This window comes from Nocardia cyriacigeorgica (assembly GCF_010858045.1).
Lineage (GTDB): Bacteria > Actinomycetota > Actinomycetes > Mycobacteriales > Mycobacteriaceae > Nocardia > Nocardia cyriacigeorgica_E.
This window is the reverse complement of sequence record NZ_JAAGVC010000003.1, coordinates 35,929-55,809: the sequence shown is the minus strand read 5'-3', so window position 1 is coordinate 55,809 and position 19,881 is coordinate 35,929. Positions and strand designations below refer to the sequence as shown.

Here is a 19,881-nt window from a genome sequence, read left to right as displayed (position 1 = left end):
ACATTTTCGCTATCGGGCGGGTACCGGAAACTTTCCGACAGGAATGCCGGAAAATGGCACGCTGACGTGCCGGTCCCGCTGGGCGGCGGCTATCGTCGGGCGAACCGGGAATTCGCCCGCGCCGCAAGACCGCGCGTTCGATCGAACCGGACAGATAACGGGCGTCCGGTTAGCGCAGCGCCTATCGCGCGGACGGATGCGCCGGAAATTCGGGCGAAGACGCTCGCTTGGTCGGCTCATTCGGGCGCCGGGTTCGCCAGCGGATTGCCGCGACGACCAACGCGGCGGCAGTGAGAACGATGGCCACCCACTCCGGTGCCGCGCCGAGCCGGGTAGCCGGGGTCGTCGAACTCCGCAGCGGGAGGTCGGCGGTCAACGCGGCGGGGACGAACAGTTCGGTGTGCTGACGCACCGCCCCGTCGGCGGTGATCATGGCGCTGACGCCGGTGGTCGCCGCGACGACGAGGGCGCGCCCGTGTTCCACCGCGCGCACCCGCGACATGGCCAGCTGCTGATAGGTCATCTCACTGTCGCCGAAGGTCGCGTTGTTGGTCGGCACCGTCAGCAACTGCGCGCCCGCGGCCATGGCATCACGGAAGGCACGATCGAAGGCCACTTCGTAACAGGTGGCCACGCCAAGGTCGACGCCGGCGATGCCGACCGTGCCGTCGCCGTGTCCCGGCACGAAATATCCGGCGCGGTCGGCGTATTCGGAGAACAGCCGGAAGAACCCGCGCATCGGCAGGTACTCGCCGAAGGGCTGGATGATGCGCTTGTCGTGCCGATCGGCGGGGCCGGACTGCTCGGTCCAGACCATCATCGAGTTGGTGGTAGTGCGGTCATCGTTCACCAGCACCGCACCGATCAGGATGGGAGCGCCTACACGGCGCGCGGCCCGGGTGATGATGGTGGCAGCGTCGGCGTTGCGCAGCGGGTCGATATCGGAGGAGTTCTCCGGCCAGATCACCAGATCCGGCTGCGGCGCACGGCCCGCGGCGATGTCATCGGCCAACTGTTCGGTGCGGCGTGCGTGGTTGTCGAGGACGGCGCGGCGCTGGGCGTTGAAGTCCAGGCCGAGCCTGGGCACGCTGCCCTGGATGGCGGCGACGGTGACGGTCGATTCACCGGCATCGGGGGCGGGCAGCGTGGGGCGCAACGCGAGCCCGGCCACCGGCATGACCACGATGACGACAACCGCGGCGAGGGCCGCGCGTCGGCGGCCTCCGGCGGACCGCACCGCCACGACCAGAGCGGCGATGCCGGTACCGGTCAGCGCGACCGCGAAACCGATCAGCGGCGCCCCGCCGTAGGCGGCCAGTGGCAGGAACCAGCCGTCGGCCTGGCCGAAAGCCAGCCGCCCCCACGGGAATCCGCCGAACGGAAAACTGGAACGCCCCCATTCGGCTGTCGTCCAGGCGAGCGCGATCCAGACCGGCCACCCCGGCAGCGTGCCGAGCAGCCGGGCCATCAGGCCGAACAGCCCGATGTAGACCGCGCACGCCGCCGACAGCGCCAGCCATGGCACCGGGCCGACATAGATGCCCGTCCACGGCAGCAGCGGCAGGAAGAACCCGAGCCCGGCGAGCAGCCCGTAGCCGAAGCCAGCGCGTAGCTTGCCGGGCCCGCGTACGGTCAGCGTCAGCAGCGCGATACCGGCAGGCGCCAGGAACCACCACGGTCGCGGGGGGAAACTGCCGAACAGCAGCACGCCGGAGACGACGGCCGCGACCGCCCGAACGAGCACCGGGTGCCGGTCGAACAGCGCAGCCGGGCGCGACCGGAAACCGGCGGACTCAGCCGCCATAGATGGTCACTCCCCGGTGCACCGTGCGCAGGCAGCGCGGCAGGGCGTCGTCCGGGGTGAGCGAGGGCAGACCGGGAACGCGCGAGCGCGGGTCGGTCGACCAGCGTTGCACGGAATCGGCGGCCGCGGCCACGACGAGGTCACCGGCCTCCCACACCGCGTACGAGGCCGGCGCTCCGGGTACGAGTGTGCCCGCGACGCCGTCGCGGACCCCGCCCGCGCGCCACGCGCCCCTGGTGGCCGCGGCGAAGGCCGCACGCGGCGACACCCCGTGACCTGGCGTGCGATGCTCGGTGGCCGCGCGCACGGCGGCCCACGGGTCGAGGGCGGTGACCGGGGCGTCCGAGCCGATGGCCAGCGAGATACCCGCCGAGGCCATGGCCGCGAACGGATTCAGCCCGGCGGCGCGTTCGGCGCCGAGCCGTGCGGCATACATGCCGTCGGGGCCGCCCCACGCGGCGTCGAACGCCGGCTGCACGCTCGCGATGACGCCCCATGCCGCCAGTTTCGTGATCTGGTCGGCGTCGATCATCTCCGCGTGCTCGATCCGGTGCCCGCGCGCGGCCACCGCCGGGCCGCCCAGTTCGTCGACCACGGCGCCGAAACCGGCGACCACGGCGTCCATCGCGGCGTCGCCGATGACATGGAATCCGGCCTGGATCCCGGCCTCGGTGCAGGCCCGCACATGCGCGGCGATCGCCTCGGCGTCCAGGTAGCCGAACCCGGTGCCGTCGCCGTCGGCATACGGTTCGCGCAGCCAGGCGGTGCGCGAGCCGAGCGAACCGTCGACGAACAGGTCACCGGCCAGCGCGTGCACCCCGAGGTCCGCGATCAGCGCACGCGCATCGTCCGCGCTGGTCACCGCTTGCCCCCAGTTGACGCGGACCTCGACGCCGTGATCGAAGGCGAGCAGTTCGCGGACGTCGGCCTCCCCGGAGATCTCCGGGCCCGCGCATTCGTGTACGGCGACGATGCCGTGCGCGGCGGCGTGGTCGAGGGCCGCGCGCCGGGCGGCGTCGCGCTGGTCGCGGTCGAGCGCGGCCAGCGTCGCGGCGCGCACCAGGTGGTGGGCCTGCGCGCGCAGTGGTTCGGTGCGGCTGAAACCGGTGGCCGCGCTGAGCCCGGGTACGGCATCGAGGACGGCGGTGGAGACCACCGCGGAGTGCGCGTCGACGCGCGAGAGATAGACGTGCCTGCCCGCGTCGGCGCCGAGTGCGGCATCGATATCGGCGGCGGTGGGGGGCCGGTGTTCGGGCCAGCGGGTCTCATCCCAGCCGTCCGCGATGATCACCGCACCCGGATGGGCCGCGGCGAAGCCGGCGAGCAGTTCCATACAGTGGGCCAGCGAACGCGCGCCGGACAGATCGAGTCCGGTCAGTTGCAGACCGAGCGCGGTGGTGTGCAGGTGCGGTTCCACGAAGGCCGGCGCGACGAAAGCGCCGTCCAGATCGACGATCTCGGCGTCGGGGTGCAGTGCGCGGCCCACCCGGTCGGCGCCCAGCCACACCACCGTGCCGTCGGTGACCGCCATCGCGGTCGCGTCCGGGGAACTGGAACTGTAGATACGACCGCCGACCAGCAACTGGGTACTCACGGTCGACCAGTCTGCCAGTGCCGCATCCGTGCCCGGGCACCGGCGGGTGCGGTGCCGATCACCTCGCCGCGCCGATCTCGGCGCCGGTCTCAGGCGCCGCCGATGGCGCGCCGGGTGCCGGGGCGCGGGTCGTCGTACCACTCCGTGACGACGACACCGTCGACCACCTCGTCACCGTCGATGACCACACCGCGATACGGCATGCGCGCGGCCACCCGCTGCATCCGGCGCGTGGTCACCGCCGCCACCAGAGGACGCAGCAGCGCCCTGGTCGGCGGCAGGAGCAGCAGCAGCCCGAGCACCGAGGTGACCAGGCCGGGCACGAACATCAAGACGCTGCCCGAGGCCACCAGCGCACCGTCGGCGACGGCGGTACCCGGCGTGATCTCCCCGCGTCCGGCGCGGCGGAACTGCTCGAACACCCGCCTGCCCTGCGAGCCGATGAGCAGCATTCCCGCGGCCGAGCAGGCGATGAGCACGACGATGGCGGGCATGACGCCGATCAGCTGGACGACGCCGACGAAGGCGGCGATCTCGACGACGAGGTAGGCGAGGAAAACAACTGCGGGCATGACGTTCCTTCCGGACGATCTACCCTCTCAACGTCCGGTGCCCCGGATTTTCTCCCGGTGCGCACGCACGGTTGCCGGGCTCACCCGCCGGGGCGGACCAGCCCGGTTTCATAGGCAAGCACGACCGCTTGCACCCGGTCGCGCAGACCCAGTTTGGTCAGCACTCGACCGACGTGGGTTTTCACCGTCGCTTCGGACAGGAACAACTGGGTGGCGATCTCAGCGTTGGAGCGGCCTGCGGCGATCTGTTCGAGCACCTCGCGTTCGCGGGCGGTGAGCACGTCGAGCACGCCGGGATCGCGGGTGCGGCCGGGATTCTCGCTGATCATGCGGTCGAGCAGGCGTTTGGTGACCTTCGGTGAGACCACCGCGTCGCCGGCGGCGACGCTGCGGATCGCCGAGATCAGATCCTCCGGCGGGGTGTCCTTGAGCAGGAAGCCGCTGGCGCCGGCGCGCAGTGCGCCGAGGGCGTGTTCATCGAGATCGAAGGTGGTCATCACCAGCACCCGGCTACCGTGCCCGGCTTCCACGATCTGCGTCGTGGCGGTGACGCCGTCGACCACCGGCATCCGCACATCCATCAGCACCACATCGGGTCGCAGTTCGCTCGCCTGGGTCACCGCGAGCGCGCCGTTGGCGGCCTCACCGATCACTTCGATGTCGGGGTGCGCGCCGAGCACCATTTTCAGACCCATGCGCATGAGTTCCTGGTCATCGACGACGAGAACGGTGATCGGCACGCACCACAGCGTAGTGGGCTCGGCAGGCGCCTATCGGCGGCCGGGTCAGTCGGGCTGGACCAACGGGATGGTGGCCCGCACCCGCCACGAGCCGTCGGGGGTGCGGCCCGCTTCCATCGTTCCGCCGAGCACCGCGACCCGTTCACGCATTCCGGCAAGCCCGAGCCCGCTGCCGGTGATGCGGTTCTCCGGTTCCTGCACCGGCACGCCGCCGGAGTCGGTGACCTCGATGAGGATGTCGTCGTCGCGGCGCTGCACCCGCACCCAGGCCTTGGGATGGGCGCCGGCGTGGCGCAGGGTATTGGTCAGTGATTCCTGCACGATGCGGTGCACGCCGAGGCTGATCTCCGGGGCGATGTCGTCGAGCTCGCCGGTCATTTCCAGTTCCACCGCCAGGCCGGTGCCGCGCATCATCTCCACCACCTTCGCCAAGCCCGCGGTCCCGTGCTGGGGCAGTTGGTCGGGTGCGTGCTCGGTGCGCAGCAGCGCGACGGTGCGGCGCAGTTCGCGCAGCGCTTCGCGGCCGGTCGCGGCGATGGTGGTGACGGCCTGTTCGGCGGCGTCGGGGTCGTGACGCAGTGCGTATTTCGCACCGTCGGCCTGGACGATGATGACGCTCACCGCGTGCGCCACCACATCGTGCAATTCGCGGGCGATGCGGGTGCGCTCGGCCGACACCGCGTCGTGGGCGCGACGTTCCCGGTCGTAATCGGCCACCGCCAGCCGGGCGGCGACCTCGGTGTCGTAGGCGTGGCGGGCGCCGATGAATTCGGCCAGGGTCCAGCACAGGGCGTACAGCACGATGACGAAGGCCAGATCGGTCCCGGCCGGGAACCCCGTCGCCAGCATCGACAGTCCGGTATCGAGGACCAGGCCCGCCAGGAAGAACAGGCCGTCGCGGCGGCCCACATAGGCCACCAGCGTGTAGAGCATGATGCCGAGCCCGAGCAGCGCGACGTGCTCGGACTCTTCCTCGGTGAGGTAGCTGACGGCGGTGGTGGTGATCGACAGCCCGAGCATGGCCGCCGCCATGAGCCGCGGATAGACCCGCCGCAGGATCATCGGCAGCGGCAGCACCAGCGACAGCGCCACGAAGGCCACCTTGTTGTGCGCGGTGGAGACGCCGAGGACGTCGAGCACCAGCAGCACACCGGCCAGCATCGAGTCGGCGACGATCGGCTTGCCGCGAAGCCACAGACTGAACCTGCGCATGCCGTTCAGGGTATGGGTGGCCCGGAGACCGGCCCGTGACGGCGCGCACGCGGGCCCGACCCGGCGCCCGGTTCATGGGATGTTTCTGGTTGTCTTGGGCCGTGGAGATCACCGACTGGGCGGTTCTGTTGACCGCGGCGACAGCCGCGGGCTGGGTGGATGCCGTGGTCGGCGGCGGCGGTCTGATCGTGTTGCCGACCCTGCTGCTGGTCGCGCCGGGCATCGCGCCGCAAACGGCACTCGGCACCAACAAGCTCAGCGCGGTGGCCGGAACGACCGCGGCGGTGGTGACCTTCTCCCGCAGGGTGCCGATCCGCTGGCGGGTACTGCTGCCGGCGGCGCTGATCTCGGCGGTGGCCGCGGCGACCGGCGCTGCGGCGGTCTCGCTGATCGATCGGGAGCTGTTCATTCCGATCGTGCTCGTGGTTCTGGTGGGGGTGGCCATCTTCGTCACCGCGCGTCCGTCGGTGGGGGTCACCCTCGCCACGCATCCACCGACCCGGCGCAAGTTCATCCTGGTGGTGGCGTTGGCGGCCGGGCTGATCGGCTTCTACGACGGGCTACTCGGGCCCGGCACCGGCACCTTCCTCATCATCACCTTCGCCACCCTGCTCGGCACCGAATTCGTCCGTGCCGCGGCGATGGCCAAGGTGATCAACTGCGGATCGAATGTGGGCGCGCTGATCTTCTTCGGCGCGACCGGGCACATCCTGTGGGCACTCGGCGCGGCGATGGCGGTGGGCAATATCGCGGGCGCGGTGGTCGGCTCGCGGATGGCATTGAGTCGCGGCGCGGAGTTCGTCCGCGTGGTGTTGCTGGTGGTCGTGATCGCGATGGTGCTGCGGCTGGGCTGGCAGCAGTTCGGCTGACGGTCAGACCCGCGCGAGCCAGGGCCGCAACACCTCGGAGGTGGTCTCGTGGATCTTGCGCTGCAACCGTTCACCGTCCTCGATGCCGATCTGCGGGCCCTGGAACAGCACCGTCAGCGCACCCGACACCGCGCCGACCACGGCACCGACCAGCGCCGCCGCGCCGACCTCGTCGAATTCCGCCGGGAACGCCGCGTGCAACTGCCTGGCGATCTCGCGCTGGGCGACCAGCTGGGCGTGCGCCGCGCGGCCGCTCACCGCCGGCACGGTGCGTGACACCTGGGCCCGCAGCGCGGCGATCCGGGCGTACAGATCGTCGATGAGATGTTCGCCGGGATTGTCGCCGGCCGCGCGTAAGGCTCGTAGCAGCACCTCGACCGGCCGTTCCCCCGGCCGCCGCGAGGCGATCGCGACCACCGCCGCCCGCACCCGGTCATCGGGTTCGGGGAACAGCAACTCTTCCTTACTGGCGAAATAGTTGAAGAAGGTGCGAGTGCCCACCTCGGCGACAGCGGCGATATCGGCCACGGTCGTCTCTTCGTAGCCTCTGGTTTCGAACAGTTCGACGGCGGCCTCGAGCAGGGCGCGGCGGGTACGTTCACGTTTGCGATCACGGAGGGCGGAAGGCGGCACGCGGGCACAGTACGACATCTGCCCGCGCGGGCGTGGTAGGCGCGAGCGCCGCGTCCCGGTTCGATACCACTGCGCGCGGCAACTATTCGGCAGCGGCTGTCGGTGGCACCGACTACGGTGTGCTGGGTGAGCATCCCGACTTCCGACGCGGGCACCGGCGGCCCACACCACGGCGTCGACGCCGAATTCACCTCGCTGCCATTGGCCGCGCTGGCCGACGCCGCGCTCTCGGCCGCCACCGCTGCCGGAGCGTCACATGCGGATCTGCGGGTGCATCGGCTGGTCACCCAATCCATCCGGTTGCGCGACGGGCGCGTGGAATCGGTCGCCGATTCCGCCGAACTCGGGCTGGCGGTGCGGGTGATCGTCGACGGCACCTGGGGTTTCGCCTCGCATGCGGCACTCACGCCCGATTCGGCGGCCGAGGTCGCGCGCCGCGCCGTCACCGTCGCCACCACCTTGCGCGCACTCAACCGCGAACGGGTGGAGCTGGCCGCCGAGCCACGCTACGACGGCGTGGAATGGGTCTCGGCCTACGATCTCGACCCGTTCACCGTGCCGACCACCGACAAAGTGGCGCTGTTGCAGGAGTATTCGCAGCGGCTGTCCGCCGCCGACGGCGTCGACCACGTGACGGCCTCGGTCCTGCAGGTCAAAGAGCAGACCTTCTACGCCGACACCGCGGGCTCCTCGATCACCCAGCAGCGGGTGCGGCTGCATCCACAGCTCGAGGCCATCACCGTCGATGCGGCGGCCGGGGTGTTCGAAACGATGCGCACACTCGCCGCACCGGCCGGCCGCGGCTGGGAGTACGTCACCGGCGCCGACGGAATCTGGGACTGGGCAGGCGAACTCGCCCGGATCCCGGAGTGGCTGGCCGAGAAGGTGAAGGCGCCCAGCGTCGTCGCCGGGCCCACCGACCTGGTCATCGATCCGACCAATCTGTGGCTCACCATCCACGAATCCATCGGCCACGCCACCGAATACGATCGCGCCATCGGCTACGAATCCGCCTACGCCGGTACCTCGTTCGCCACGCCCGATCTGCTCGGCATGCTGCGGTACGGCAGCCCGATCATGCACGTCACCGGCGACCGCACCGAACCGCACGGCCTGGCCACCGTCGGCTACGACGACGAAGGCGTCGCGGGCCAGCGCTGGGATCTGGTGCGCGACGGTCTCCTGGTCGGCTATCAGCTCGATCGAGTGTTCGCGCCGCGCCTGGGTCTCGAACGTTCCAACGGCTGCTCCTACGCGGATTCGCCACACCACGTGCCGATCCAGCGCATGGCCAATGTGTCACTGCAACCGGACCCGCACCGCGACACCAGCACCGAGGAGCTGATCTCCCGGGTCGACGACGGCATCTACATCGTGGGCGACAAATCCTGGTCGATCGATATGCAGCGCTACAACTTCCAGTTCACCGGGCAGCGGTTCTTCCGCATCCGCGACGGCAAGCTGGACGGGCAGCTGCGTGACGTCGCCTACCAGGCCACCACCACCGACTTCTGGGGCGCGATGGAAGCCGTCGGCGGGCCGTCCACCTGGCAGCTCGGCGGCGCGTTCAACTGCGGGAAGGCGCAGCCCGGTCAGGTGGCGGCGGTCAGTCACGGCTGCCCGTCGATCCTGGTGCGCGGCATCAATGTTCTCAACACGCGGACGGAGGCAGGGCAGTGAACGGGACCGGCGCGGCGATTGTGCCCGGTGGGGCGGTGGTCGAACAGGCGCTGGCGCTGTCGAAGGCCGATGAGGCGATGGTCATCGTCACCGACGCGCACGAGGCGTCGCTGCGGTGGGCGGGTAATTCGATGACCACCAACGGGTCGTCGGTCTCGCGGCAGTGGGCGGTGGTCTCGGTGTTCCGGGAAGGCCCGAACCTCGCGCGCGTCGGCAGCGTCACCGCGACGAGCGTGGACGGCGCCGATGTCGAGGCCGTGGTCCGCGCCAGCGAGCAGGCCGCGCGCACGGCCGAACCGGCGCGCGATGCGATGCCGCTGCTGGAGCCGGACGGAGCGCCCGATGCGCCGGATTGGGCGGGCGAGCCCGGCCGCACCGGGATCGAGGTCTTCACCGGGCTTGCCGCCGACCTGGCTCGCGGGTTCGACGGCACCGACACCCTCTACGGATTCGCCCACCACCAGATGCACACCACCTGGCTCGGTACCTCCACCGGCCTGCGGCGCCGCTACGTGCAGCCCACCGGCTCGGTGGAGATCAACGGCAAACGCGGTACCGGCTCCGATCTGGCCAGCGCCTGGGTGGGCGTCGGCACCAGCGATTTCACCGATGTGAATACGCCGGCGCTGCTGGCGGAACTGTCCCGTCGGCTGGATTGGTCGGCGCGGCGAGTGGAGCTGCCGGCCGGGCGATATGAGACGCTGCTGCCGCCGTCGGCAGTGGCGGATCTGATGATCTACCTGGCCTGGACCATGGAAGGCCGCGGCGCGCACGAGGGCCACACCGCCTTGTCACGGCCGGGTGGCACCCGCATCGGTGAGCGGCTCACCGAGCTGCCGCTCACGTTGTATTCGGATCCGAGTGCGAGCGGTCTCGAATACCGTCCGTTCGTCGCCACGCCCGCGTCCTCGGAGGCACTGTCGGTGTTCGACAACGGATTGTCCGCACAGCGGGTGAATTGGTTGCGCGAGGGCGTCATCGAATCGCTGGTCTACCCCCGCGCCACCGCCGCCGAATTCGACGCCCCCACCACCGTTCCCGGCGAGAACCTACTGCTGACCGGAGGTTCCGACGCCACCCTCGACGACATGATCGCCCGCACCGAACGCGGCCTGCTACTCACCACGCTGTGGTACATCCGCGAGGTCGACCCGGCCACCCTGCTGCTCACCGGCCTCACCCGCGACGGCGTCTACCTGATCGAGAACGGCGAAGTCAGCGCCGCCGTCAACAACTTCCGCTTCAACGAAAGCCCCCTCGACCTGCTCCGCCGCACCACCGAAGCCGGCGCGACCACCCTCACCCTCCCCCGCGAATGGAAAGACTGGTTCACCCGAACCGCCATGCCCCCACTCCGCATCCCCGACTTCCACATGTCCTCGGTCAGCCAGGCCACCTGACGCCCCCGGAGGGGCCCAGGGATCAGCTCGTCGGGGTGATTTCGAGGCCGATGGTGCCGGATTTGCCGCGGCGGAGGTTGCTGCCGAGCAGGACGAGGGGGCCGAGGATGAAGTATTTCTTGCGGATCAGGCGGCGGACGTACTCGGTTTCGGCGGGGTCGAGGATGCGGGCGGTGCCGTCGATCGGGGTGCCGTGCGGGGTGCCTTTGGCGTTGCACGGTTGCAGGGTGACCGACGGGTTGCGGCGCACGCGCTTGACCTTCCAGCTGTCGGTGACAGTCCAAACGAAGATCTTTCCGTTGTCCGCGGCGGCCCACAGCGGTGTGGGCACCGGGGTGCCGTCCTTGCGGAAGGTGGTCAACAGGACGTAGTCGGCTTTTTCGACAGCTGTGCGCGCATCGCTCATACGGCAACGGTAGGCGATCGGCGCGCAGCTCACCCGTCGTCGGCCATGCGGTACTCCCCGGCCTCCAACCGGGCCAGCACCCCGGAGGTCCAGCCGGACAGGCTCTCGAACACCCCGCTCCACAGTTCCAGCAGGTCGGTCGCGTGCGGGGCGGAATACCGGCCGGGGAAATCGGGGACCATCGCCAGCAGATCGTCGCGCATCTCCCGGCTTCGCGTGCGTTGCTCGCGGAGCTTGGCGATGACGTGCGCGCGCGGCAACGCGTCCATGAACGCGATGGCCGCGCCGAGTTCTTCCATGTCCACGCTGACCAGGGCCGCGTCCATCAGGGCACGGAACTCCGCTTCGCCTGCGGCGGTGAGTTCGAATATCGTCCGCCCCGGCCCCTGATTGCTGCCCTCGGTGCCGAGGGCACGCAACTTGCCTTCCTGGGTCAGCTGTTTCAACGCGTGATAGATCGACCCGGGCTTGACGTTGGTCCAGGTGTCGGCTCGCCACGACAGCAACTCCTGCCGCACCGCATAGCCGTGGGTCGGTTGCTGCCTGCGCATCACTCCGAGTACCAGCAGCCGCACCGTCGACATCGGACTCCTTCCAGCGGGGCGCGGCCCGGACCCCGAGCCGCCCACCGCATGGTAGTCAAACTTGATCTCCAGCTCCGACAGCAGACTCCGGAGATGACCGGCCGATCTCGACCGATCACTTTCCGCGCGAGGAGGTTCGGTGCCGACCGCATACCACTCGACCCTCGCGCACGTCCGGTAATCAAGTTTGACTTCCGGAAGCGCCCCGCCCTAGGGTTGCGTAGTCAAACTTGATTACGGAGGCTACGAATGCCCGACACCGCCGTCCCCGTGCTCCCCACCGCCGACCTGGCGCGCACGCTCGACTTCTATCGAGCCCTCGGTTACACGGTCACCTATCAACAGGCGCGCCCCTACGTGTACGGGGCGGTCGAAGCCGACGGATGCGCCGTGCATTTCAATGCCCCGGACGGCAAGGGGCCTGCACAGGGGTGGCACGGCTGCCTGATCATGGTCGACGACGTGGCCGAGCGGCATCGCGCATTCAGCACCGCCCTGCGCGCGCAGTACGGCAAGGTTCCGGCCACCGGCGAACCGCGGATCACCCGATTTCGCTCCGGGCAATCCAGGTTCAGCGTTGTCGATCCGGACGGCAATTGGATCACCTATATCCAGCGCGACGAACCGATGGAACTCCAGTACGGCGGTTCCCCGTCACTGACCGGATTGGCGCGCGTGCTCGACAATGCGCGAATCCTGCGCGAATTCCGCAATGACGACGAGGCCGCCGCGCGAGTACTGGAAGTAGGCATCCGCCGCCACCGCACGACCGCACCCGCCGTCGACCTGGCCCGAGCCTGGGCCGCGCTGAGCGAGATCGCCGTGGCCATGGGCGATGACGAACGCGCGGCCACGTATCGGGCGGCGCTGCGCGCGGTCCCACTGACCGACGACGAACGCGCGACCATCGCGGCCGACGTGAACGCGAGCCAGGCCCTGCGGGAGTGGCTCGACGAACGCGAATGAGCCGCCGATCAGGCCGCAGACGTCAGGATGCGCGGCCCGTCCTCGGTGACGGCGATGGTGTGCTCGGAATGGGCGGTCCGTGAACCGTCCGCCGAGCGGATCGTCCAGCCGTCCGGGTCGGTGACGATGCGGTCGGTGGTGCGCGCGAACCACGGCTCGATGGCGATGGTCAGCCCGGGCCGCACCGGAAATCCGCGGCCCGGGCGACCGACATTGGATACGTGCGGATCCTCGTGCATGGTGCGCCCGAGGCCGTGCCCGCCGAATTCGGTGTTGACCGGGTAACCGTAGGCGGCGGCGACGGCCGAGATGGCGGCGGAGATGTCGCCGATCCGATTCCCCGGCTGCGCCACCTCGATCGCCGCTTCCAGTGCCTCCTCGGTCGCCCGCACCAGCCGCAGATCCTCCTCGGCGGCGGTGCCGACGACCACGGTGGTCGCCGCATCGGCGACCCATCCGTCGATGGAGACGGCCAGATCCATGGTCAGCACATCGCCGTCACGCAGGGCGTAATCGAACGGAAGTCCGTGCAGCACGGCGTCGTTCACCGACAGGCAGACGGTATTGCGGAACGGCCCGCGGCCGAACGAGGGTGCGTAGTCCCAGTAGCACGACTGCGCACCACGCTGCCGGATGCGTTCGCGCACCACCGCCTCGAGTTCCAGCAGATTCACCCCGACGGCCGCGCGGGCGCGCAGCTCGGCCAGGGTCTCGGCGACGAATCGTCCCGTCACCGCCATGCGTTCGATCTCCTCGGGCGACTTCAACTCGACCATCACAACCTCCACATCGACATCATCGGTATTTTAATACCAGATTGCGGTATTTAAATACCAGCCGTAGGGTGGTCGCATGGTTCGTCTGCCCTTGACCCCCGCCCAGGTGGAAGCCGGTCGCCGGCTCGGCGCCCGGCTGCGAGAGGCCCGTGGCGCCCGCGAGCTCGGCGAGGTCGCGCGCGCGGCGGGCATCTCCCCGGAAACCCTGCGCAAGATCGAAACCGGCCGCCTGCCCTCCCCCGCGTTCGGCACCGTGGTGGCGTTGAGCCAGGTGCTGGGGTTGCCGCTGGACGAGCTGGCCGCGATCTGGTTGTCCGGCAGCCTCGCCGCCTCGGCCTGAGTTCAGCCCGCGCGCTCGCTGATCGCGATGCCCACCGAGGCGTCGGCACCGCGCAGCAGCTTGTGCCCACGCACGGCCAGCGCGCCGAGGATGCCGTATTTGGCGGCCAGCACCTCGCGGACGCGCTGGGTTTCGCCGGCATCGAGGATCGTTGCCGTGCCGGCGCGGATGTCGCCGCCATCGGTACGGCCGCGGTTGTCGCATGGCTGCAATGTCACCCGCGGATCGCGCCGCAGCCGTTTGACTTTCCACGATCCGGTGTTCGTCCACACCAGGATGCGCTCACCGTCGGGTGCCAGCCATACCGGCGTGCCCACCGGCGTTCCATCCTTCTTGTAGGTGGTGAGCAGCGCGTATTTGCTGTGTGCGAGTTCGTTCCAGGTCATGGACCCCACGGTAGGGCGGGTCGGCGGGTGCGAGCATCCACCCGCAGGCAGATTCGTGGGTACGCCCGTAGACGTAGTGCTCCACTCGTCGCGGCCGGCTGCGCGTACGGCACATCGGGGCGCACACTCCGCACCGACCCCTCACGTGGCACCGGCACGCCATGCGAGTGCCGATGCGAGCACCGCGTGGTGACGAGCCCCGGATCTACTCGAGCTCGCCCTCGGTCTCCAGGTAGATCTGGCGCAGCCGGTCCAACGTCTCCTGTTCCGGGGCGTCCCAGAGTTTGCGCTCGGCCGCCTCGAGCAGGCGTTCGGCGATGCCGTGCAGCGCCCATGGATTGGACTGCTCCATGAACCGGCGGTTGACCTCGTCGAAGACGTAGCTTTCCGCCAACTTCTCATACATCCAGTCCGCGACCACATCGGTGGTGGCGTCGTAGCCGAACAGGTAGTCCACGGTCGCCGCCATCTCGAACGCGCCCTTGTACCCGTGCCTGCGCATGGCCTCCAGCCAGCGCGGATTCACCACGCGGGCACGGAACACCCGGGAGGTTTCCTCCGACAGGGTGCGGGTGCGCACGGCGTCGGGGCGGGTGCTGTCGCCGATGTAGGCCTCCGGATTCTTCCCGGTCAGTGCACGGACCGTGGCGACCATGCCGCCGTGGAACTGGAAGTAGTCGTCGGAGTCGGCGATATCGTGCTCGCGGGTGTCGGTGTTCTTGGCGGCCACGGTGATTCGCCGGTAGGCGGTGCGCATATCGTCGGCGGCGGGCGCACCGTCGAGGTCGCGACCGTAGGCGTAGCCGCCCCAGGTGGTGTACACCTGGGCGAGGTCGTCGTCGGTGCGCCAGCTCTTGGAGTCGATGAGTTGCAGCAGGCCCGCGCCGTACGTGCCGGGCTTGGAGCCGAAGATGCGGGTGGTGGCGCGGCGTTCGTCGCCGTGCTCGGCGAGGTCCGCCTGGGCGTGTGCGCGCACGTAATTCGATTCGGCCGGTTCCTCGAGGGCGGCCACCAGCCGGACGGCGTCGTCGAGCAGGGCCAGCACATGCGGGAACGCGTCGCGGAAGAAACCCGAGATGCGGACGGTGACGTCGATGCGGGGACGGCCGAGCTCCTCGGCGGAGATCACCTCGAGCGAGGTGACGCGGCGGCTCGCCTCATCCCACACCGGCCGCACACCCAGCAGCGCGAGAACCTCGGCGATATCGTCGCCGGAGGTCCGCATCGCGGAGGTGCCCCACACCGAAAGACCCACCGAGCGCGGGTATTCACCGTGGTCGGCGAGGTAGCGCGCGAGCAGCGAATCAGCCATCGCCTGACCCGTTTCCCAGGCCAGTCGCGACGGAACGGCCTTCGGATCGACGGAATAGAAGTTGCGGCCGGTGGGCAGCACGTTGATCAGGCCGCGCAGCGGCGAACCGCTCGGACCCGCGGGGATGAAACCGCCGTTGAGAGCATGCAGGACGCGCGCGATCTCGATGCCCGTCTCCCGCAGCCGTGGCACCACCTCGGTCGCGGCGAACCGCAGCACGGACTTCACCGCCGCCACCCGCTCGCTCACGGCGACGCCACCTGCCGGCGCGACGGTGACGGCGTCACCGCCCGTACCCGAAGCGGCGCTGTCCGTCGACGGGGACGAATCGCCCGCGTCGATCGCGGTCGCGAAGTCGTTTACCAGCGACTCGACCGCGTCGACCGACCAGTTCTCGGCCTGCAACGCGGCGAGCAGTTCACGGGCACGGGCTTCCACCACGTCGACTCGCACCCGGGCCTCGTCACCGGCTTCGCTGAGGCCCAGCGCCTCTCGCAGGCCGGGCACGTTCTGTTCACCACCCCACAGCTGGCGGGCGCGCAGCATGGCCAGGACCAGGTCCAGCTCCATCTCGCCCTCGGGCGCCTGGCCGAGCACGTGCAGACCGTCGCGGATCTGCACGTCCTTGATCTCGCACAGCCAGCCGTCGACGTGCAACAGCATGTCGTCGAAGGAGTCTTCGTCGGGGCGTTCGGACAGGCCGAGATCGTGGTCCATTTTCGCCGCGCGCATGAGCGTCCAGATCTGCTGGCGGATCGCGGGCAACTTGGCCGGGTCGAGCGCGGAGATGTTGGCGTGCTCGTCGAGCAGCTGTTCCAATCGCGAGATGTCGCCGTAGCTTTCCGCGCGCGCCATCGGCGGGATCAGATGGTCGACCAGGGTGGCGTGCGCGCGGCGCTTGGCCTGGGTGCCCTCGCCGGGGTCGTTGACCAGGAACGGGTAGATCAGCGGCAGATCGCCGAGGGCGGCGTCGGTGCCGCAGGAGGCGGACATGCCGAGCGTTTTGCCCGGCAGCCATTCCAGATTGCCGTGCTTGCCCAGATGCACCATGGCGTCGGCGCCGAATCCGCCCGCCGATTCCGGCGCCGACAGCCAGCGGTAGGCGGCCAGGTAGTGGTGGCTCGGCGGCAGGTCGGGGTCGTGATAGATGGCGACCGGGTTCTCGCCGAAACCGCGCGGCGGCTGCACCATCAGCACGATATTGCCGAAACGCATGGCCGCGATGACGATCTCGCCGCCCGGATCGCCGGAACGGTCGACATACAGCTCACCCGGCGGCGGACCCCACGCCTCGACCACGGCCTCGCGCAGATCCTCCGGCAATCCCTCGAACCACGCGGTATAGGTGGCGGCGCCGATGCGGATCGGGTTGCCTTCCAGCTGTTCGGCGGTGAGCCAGTCCGGGTCCTGGCCACCCGCGGCGATGAGGGCGTGGATCAAGGCGTCGCCGTCGCGGTCGTTCAGACCTGGAACCTCGCTCGGGTCGCCGAGATCGTAACCGCCTTCGCGCAATTCGGTGAGCAGCCGGATCGCGCTGGCGGGGGTGTCGAGGCCGACGGCATTGCCGATGCGGGCGTGCTTGGTCGGATAGGCCGAGAGCATGATCGCGAGCCGCTTCTGCGCGGCCGGGATATGGCGCAGCCGAGCGTGGCGGACCGCGATGCCGGCGACGCGGGCGGCCCGTTCGGGATCCGGGACGTAGGTCGACAAGCCGTCGGCGTCGAACTCCTTGAACGAGAACGGCACCGTGATGATGCGGCCGTCGAATTCGGGCACCGCCACCTGGGTGGCCACATCCAGCGGCGAGAGGCCGTCGTCGTTGGCTTCCCACTGGGCGCGGCCGCTGGTCAGGCACAGGCCCTGCAGGATCGGCACATCGAGTTCGGCGAGCGCCCCGACATCCCAGGCCTCGTCGTCACCGCCGGCCGAGGCGGTCGCGGGCTTGGTGCCGCCCGCGGCCAGCACGGTGACGACCAGGGCGTCCGCGGCACGCAGGGTGTCGAGCAGTTCCGGTTCGGCGGTGCGCAGCGAGGCGCAGTACAGCGGCAGCGGGCGGGCTCCGGCCTGCTCGATGGCGGTGCACAGCGCGTCGATGTAGGCGGTATTGCCTGCCAGATGCTGGGCGCGGTAGTAGATGACCGCGACGGTCGGGCCGTCGACCTCGGCGGCGTCGCGCTCGAGTTCCCCCCAGCTGGGCAGTTGCACCGGCGGCTCGAAGCCGTGCCCGGTGAGCAGCACGGTGTCGGAGAGGAAGTGGTGCAGCTGCCGCAGATTCTCCGCACCGCCCGCGGCCAGGTAGTTGTGCGCGTCGGCGGCGACACCGGCCGGCACGGTCGAGCATTCCATCAGCTCGGCGTCGGGGGCGAGTTCACCGCCGAGGGCGACCATCGGCACACCGCTGGCACGGACCGCGTCCAGACCCTCTTCCCAGGCTCGTTTGCCGCCGAGGATGCGCACGATGACGAGGTCGGCGCCGTCGAGCAAGGCAGGCAGATCCTCCACCAGCAGCCGCGCCGGGTTGCCCCACCGGTAGTCGGCGCCGCTGGCGCGCGCGCTCAGCAGATCGGTGTCGGAGGTGGACAGCAGCAGGATCACGGGTGAGACCTTCCTCGGGTGACGCGCCCAGCGGGTTAGCGCTCGCCGGAGAGGGTCTGGCTGTTCACAGTGGCGCGACCGCACCGGAATTTCACCGGTTTCCTCATCGCCCGCCGAGCCCCCGGATGCTACCGCGCGAGCCGCCGGGCGCCCGCATCGCCCGCGGACGGGCCGCCGACGCCTGCTGTCCTCGTGCCCGCGTCGCGCCGCCGGCTCGGCCGACTCATCCGGGTCGACCGGGACGGTGGCATCGGCGCGGCATTCGCTTCCCCGGATATCACTCGGCGGAGGGGGTTCGCGTATCGCCGCTCCGCTACTCGGCGACGCGCACCAGCAGCTTGCCCACATTGTTGCCGACCAGCAGGCCCTGGAACGCGGTCACCGCCTGGTCCAGGCCGTCCACGATGTCCTCGAGGTAGGCCAGGCGGCCGTCGGCGACCCAGGCGGTGGCCTGGTGCAGGAAATCCTCCATCTGGGTCGGCGCGAATTCGGTCTGGATGAAGCCGCGCACAGTGAGGCTCTTGCGCAGGATCAGGCCCATGAGCAGGCCGAGGCGGTCGGGGCCCGGCGGGAGTTCGGTCGCGTTGTAGGCGGCGGCGAGCCCGCAGACCGGGATCCGGGCGAAGCTGTTGAGCCGCGGCAGTACCGCGTCCAGGACCGCGCCGCCGACGTTCTCGAAATAGACGTCGATGCCGTCCGGGGTGGCGGCGGCCAGCTGGTCGGCGAAGTCGTCGGCGCGATGGTCGATAGCGGCGTCGAAGCCGAACTTCTCGGTCAGCAGCCGCACCTTCTCCGGGCCGCCGGCGATGCCGACGGTGCGGGCACCCTCCAGTTTCGCGATCTGCCCGACCGCCGACCCCACCGGACCGGTGGCGGCGGCCACGACCAGCGTCTCCCCCGGCTGCGGTTTCCCGATATTGCGCAGCCCCGCGTAGGCGGTGAATCCCGGCATCCCGAGCACGCCGAGCGCGGTGGTCACCGGCGCCTTCGCCGGATCGAGCGGACGCAGGTAGGCCGCCGATTCCAGCGAATGGGTCTGCCAGCCGCCGTAGCCGAGCACGATATCGCCGGGCCGCACCGCACTGTCACGCGATTCCAGCACCCGCGACACGGTGGCGCCGACCATGGTCGCGCCGATCGCCACCGGCGGTGCGTAGGAGGGTGCATCGCTCATCCGCCCGCGCATGTACGGATCCAGCGACAGGTACAGCGTTTGCAGCAGTGCCTGCCCGTCACCGGGCTCGGGCAATTCGGCGGTCTCGGTGCGGAAGTTCTCCGGCTGCGGCGCACCGACCGGACGGGACGCCAGCACGATACGAGTGGTCTCGACGGACACGGTTCCTCCTATGGGTCGGTGTGGTTCGATCATGCGCCTCGCGCGCACCGGCGGAAACGGCGGCCCGGAACGCGGGCCCACTACGGCGCGACGAGTCGCCGGGCCGCCAGCACGGTCGCGGCCCGATGCGCCGCCGCCCGCTGCGTCCCGCCCGCGCGCCGCCCCGCGACCGCGGCGTGCATGGCGCTGGTGCGGGCCAGATCGGTGAGCATCCGCAGCAGCGCCGGGGCCGGGATGTCGGCGGTGATCAGCCCTTCCTGCTGTCCGCGGCGCAGTTCGGCGAGTTTCGGGTCGATGGTGCGGCGCACGACCTGGGCGACGTCCTCGTCGTCGGCGGGTTCGAGTTCGGACCAGGCTTGTAAGCGCGCGTTGTCCGGGTTCGCGACGAAATGGTCGAACAGCCGGCCCACATAGCCGGGCAGATCGTCGGCGCGCAGAGCGGTTTCGGCCGTGGTTTCGGCGGTCCAGCGTTCGGTGACGGCCAGGTAGAGCTCGCGTTTCCCGGGGAAGTAGGCGTAGAGCCGGTCTTTGCTGGCCCGGGCCGCGGCGGCGATGCGGTTGATCCTGGCTCCGGCGATGCCGTACTCCGCGAACTCGGCCTTGGCCGCCGCGAGAATCCGCTCCCGGGTCGCCTCACCTGCCGCACGCATGCCGGCATCGTAGCTTGCCGAACCAT

18 protein-coding genes are annotated in these 19,881 nt (G+C 70.0%); 5 read left to right on the top strand and 13 right to left on the bottom strand.

Features of this window, described 5'->3' with window-relative positions:
* Window positions 1–181: 181 nt before the first annotated feature.
* The 5 genes from lnt to GV790_RS04185 form a co-directional block, all read right to left on the bottom strand.
* Window positions 182–1,804, bottom strand: a complete 1,623-nt coding sequence (gene lnt, locus GV790_RS04205) for an apolipoprotein N-acyltransferase (RefSeq protein WP_163810681.1) — start codon at window positions 1,802–1,804, stop codon at window positions 182–184.
* Complete coding sequence (locus tag GV790_RS04200) at window positions 1,794–3,398, bottom strand: amidohydrolase (RefSeq protein WP_163810679.1); 1,605 nt, start codon at window positions 3,396–3,398, stop codon at window positions 1,794–1,796. The genes lnt and GV790_RS04200 overlap by 11 nt, the downstream gene beginning before the upstream one ends.
* A gap of 89 nt (window positions 3,399–3,487) precedes the next feature.
* A complete protein-coding gene (locus GV790_RS04195; protein WP_163810677.1) occupies window positions 3,488–3,970 on the bottom strand; it encodes an FxsA family protein in 483 nt (160 codons plus the stop codon).
* 80 nt (window positions 3,971–4,050) lie between these two features.
* Window positions 4,051–4,710: a response regulator gene (locus GV790_RS04190; RefSeq protein ID WP_163810676.1), complete on the bottom strand. Its 660-nt coding sequence runs from the start codon at window positions 4,708–4,710 to the stop codon at window positions 4,051–4,053.
* A 45-nt stretch (window positions 4,711–4,755) separates the two neighbouring features.
* A complete protein-coding gene (locus tag GV790_RS04185) occupies window positions 4,756–5,922 on the bottom strand; it encodes a sensor histidine kinase (protein WP_163810674.1) in 1,167 nt (388 codons plus the stop codon).
* A 101-nt stretch (window positions 5,923–6,023) separates the two neighbouring features.
* On the opposite strand from GV790_RS04185, the gene GV790_RS04180 reads away from it, so the two are divergent.
* Complete coding sequence (locus tag GV790_RS04180) at window positions 6,024–6,791, top strand: TSUP family transporter (RefSeq protein WP_163810671.1); 768 nt, start codon at window positions 6,024–6,026, stop codon at window positions 6,789–6,791.
* Window positions 6,792–6,794: 3 nt separating this feature from the next.
* On the opposite strand, the gene GV790_RS04175 is transcribed toward GV790_RS04180, so the two are convergent.
* Window positions 6,795–7,424: a TetR/AcrR family transcriptional regulator gene (locus tag GV790_RS04175; protein WP_231855939.1), complete on the bottom strand. Its 630-nt coding sequence runs from the start codon at window positions 7,422–7,424 to the stop codon at window positions 6,795–6,797.
* 132 nt (window positions 7,425–7,556) lie between these two features.
* Here GV790_RS04175 and GV790_RS04170 point away from each other — a divergent pair, with 132 nt between their 5' ends.
* Together GV790_RS04170 and GV790_RS04165 are read left to right on the top strand one after the other, a co-directional pair.
* The gene (locus GV790_RS04170) at window positions 7,557–9,104 is read left to right on the top strand and encodes a TldD/PmbA family protein (RefSeq protein WP_163811093.1); all 1,548 of its coding nucleotides are present in this window, start codon (window positions 7,557–7,559) and stop codon (window positions 9,102–9,104) included.
* A 17-nt stretch (window positions 9,105–9,121) separates the two neighbouring features.
* Window positions 9,122–10,504, top strand: a complete 1,383-nt coding sequence (locus tag GV790_RS04165) for a metallopeptidase TldD-related protein (protein ID WP_375139368.1) — start codon at window positions 9,122–9,124, stop codon at window positions 10,502–10,504.
* A 22-nt stretch (window positions 10,505–10,526) separates the two neighbouring features.
* Here the strand turns inward: GV790_RS04165 and GV790_RS04160 are convergent, their stop codons facing one another.
* Together GV790_RS04160 and GV790_RS04155 are read right to left on the bottom strand one after the other, a co-directional pair.
* Window positions 10,527–10,910 (bottom strand): PPOX class F420-dependent oxidoreductase, encoded by a 384-nt coding sequence (locus GV790_RS04160; RefSeq protein WP_163810669.1) that lies wholly within the window; start codon window positions 10,908–10,910, stop codon window positions 10,527–10,529.
* Between the two features lie 29 nt (window positions 10,911–10,939).
* Entirely contained in the window at window positions 10,940–11,494 is a 555-nt protein-coding gene (locus tag GV790_RS04155) for a PadR family transcriptional regulator (RefSeq protein ID WP_163810666.1), read from the bottom strand.
* A gap of 249 nt (window positions 11,495–11,743) precedes the next feature.
* Here GV790_RS04155 and GV790_RS04150 point away from each other — a divergent pair, with 249 nt between their 5' ends.
* Window positions 11,744–12,460, top strand: coding sequence for a VOC family protein (locus GV790_RS04150; protein WP_163810664.1), 717 nt, complete (start codon window positions 11,744–11,746; stop codon window positions 12,458–12,460).
* A gap of 8 nt (window positions 12,461–12,468) precedes the next feature.
* On the opposite strand, the gene map is transcribed toward GV790_RS04150, so the two are convergent.
* Window positions 12,469–13,236 carry a type I methionyl aminopeptidase gene (map, locus tag GV790_RS04145; RefSeq protein WP_163810662.1) on the bottom strand — a complete coding sequence of 256 codons (768 nt, stop codon included), beginning with the start codon at window positions 13,234–13,236 and terminating at the stop codon, window positions 12,469–12,471.
* A 76-nt stretch (window positions 13,237–13,312) separates the two neighbouring features.
* Here map and GV790_RS04140 point away from each other — a divergent pair, with 76 nt between their 5' ends.
* On the top strand, window positions 13,313–13,576 hold the full coding sequence (locus GV790_RS04140; RefSeq protein ID WP_163810660.1) for a helix-turn-helix transcriptional regulator: 264 nt from the start codon (window positions 13,313–13,315) through the stop codon (window positions 13,574–13,576).
* 2 nt (window positions 13,577–13,578) lie between these two features.
* On the opposite strand, the gene GV790_RS04135 is transcribed toward GV790_RS04140, so the two are convergent.
* The 4 genes from GV790_RS04135 to GV790_RS04120 all read right to left on the bottom strand — a co-directional run bounded on the left by GV790_RS04135 (window position 13,579) and on the right by GV790_RS04120 (window position 19,855).
* Complete coding sequence (locus GV790_RS04135; RefSeq protein WP_163810658.1) at window positions 13,579–13,962, bottom strand: PPOX class F420-dependent oxidoreductase; 384 nt, start codon at window positions 13,960–13,962, stop codon at window positions 13,579–13,581.
* 205 nt (window positions 13,963–14,167) lie between these two features.
* Window positions 14,168–17,869 carry a cobaltochelatase subunit CobN gene (cobN, locus tag GV790_RS04130; RefSeq protein WP_163810656.1) on the bottom strand — a complete coding sequence of 1,234 codons (3,702 nt, stop codon included), beginning with the start codon at window positions 17,867–17,869 and terminating at the stop codon, window positions 14,168–14,170.
* A 313-nt stretch (window positions 17,870–18,182) separates the two neighbouring features.
* Window positions 18,183–19,238: an NADP-dependent oxidoreductase gene (locus GV790_RS04125; protein WP_163810654.1), complete on the bottom strand. Its 1,056-nt coding sequence runs from the start codon at window positions 19,236–19,238 to the stop codon at window positions 18,183–18,185.
* 47 nt (window positions 19,239–19,285) lie between these two features.
* Window positions 19,286–19,855 (bottom strand): TetR family transcriptional regulator, encoded by a 570-nt coding sequence (locus GV790_RS04120; RefSeq protein WP_163810652.1) that lies wholly within the window; start codon window positions 19,853–19,855, stop codon window positions 19,286–19,288.
* Window positions 19,856–19,881: the final 26 nt, after the last annotated feature.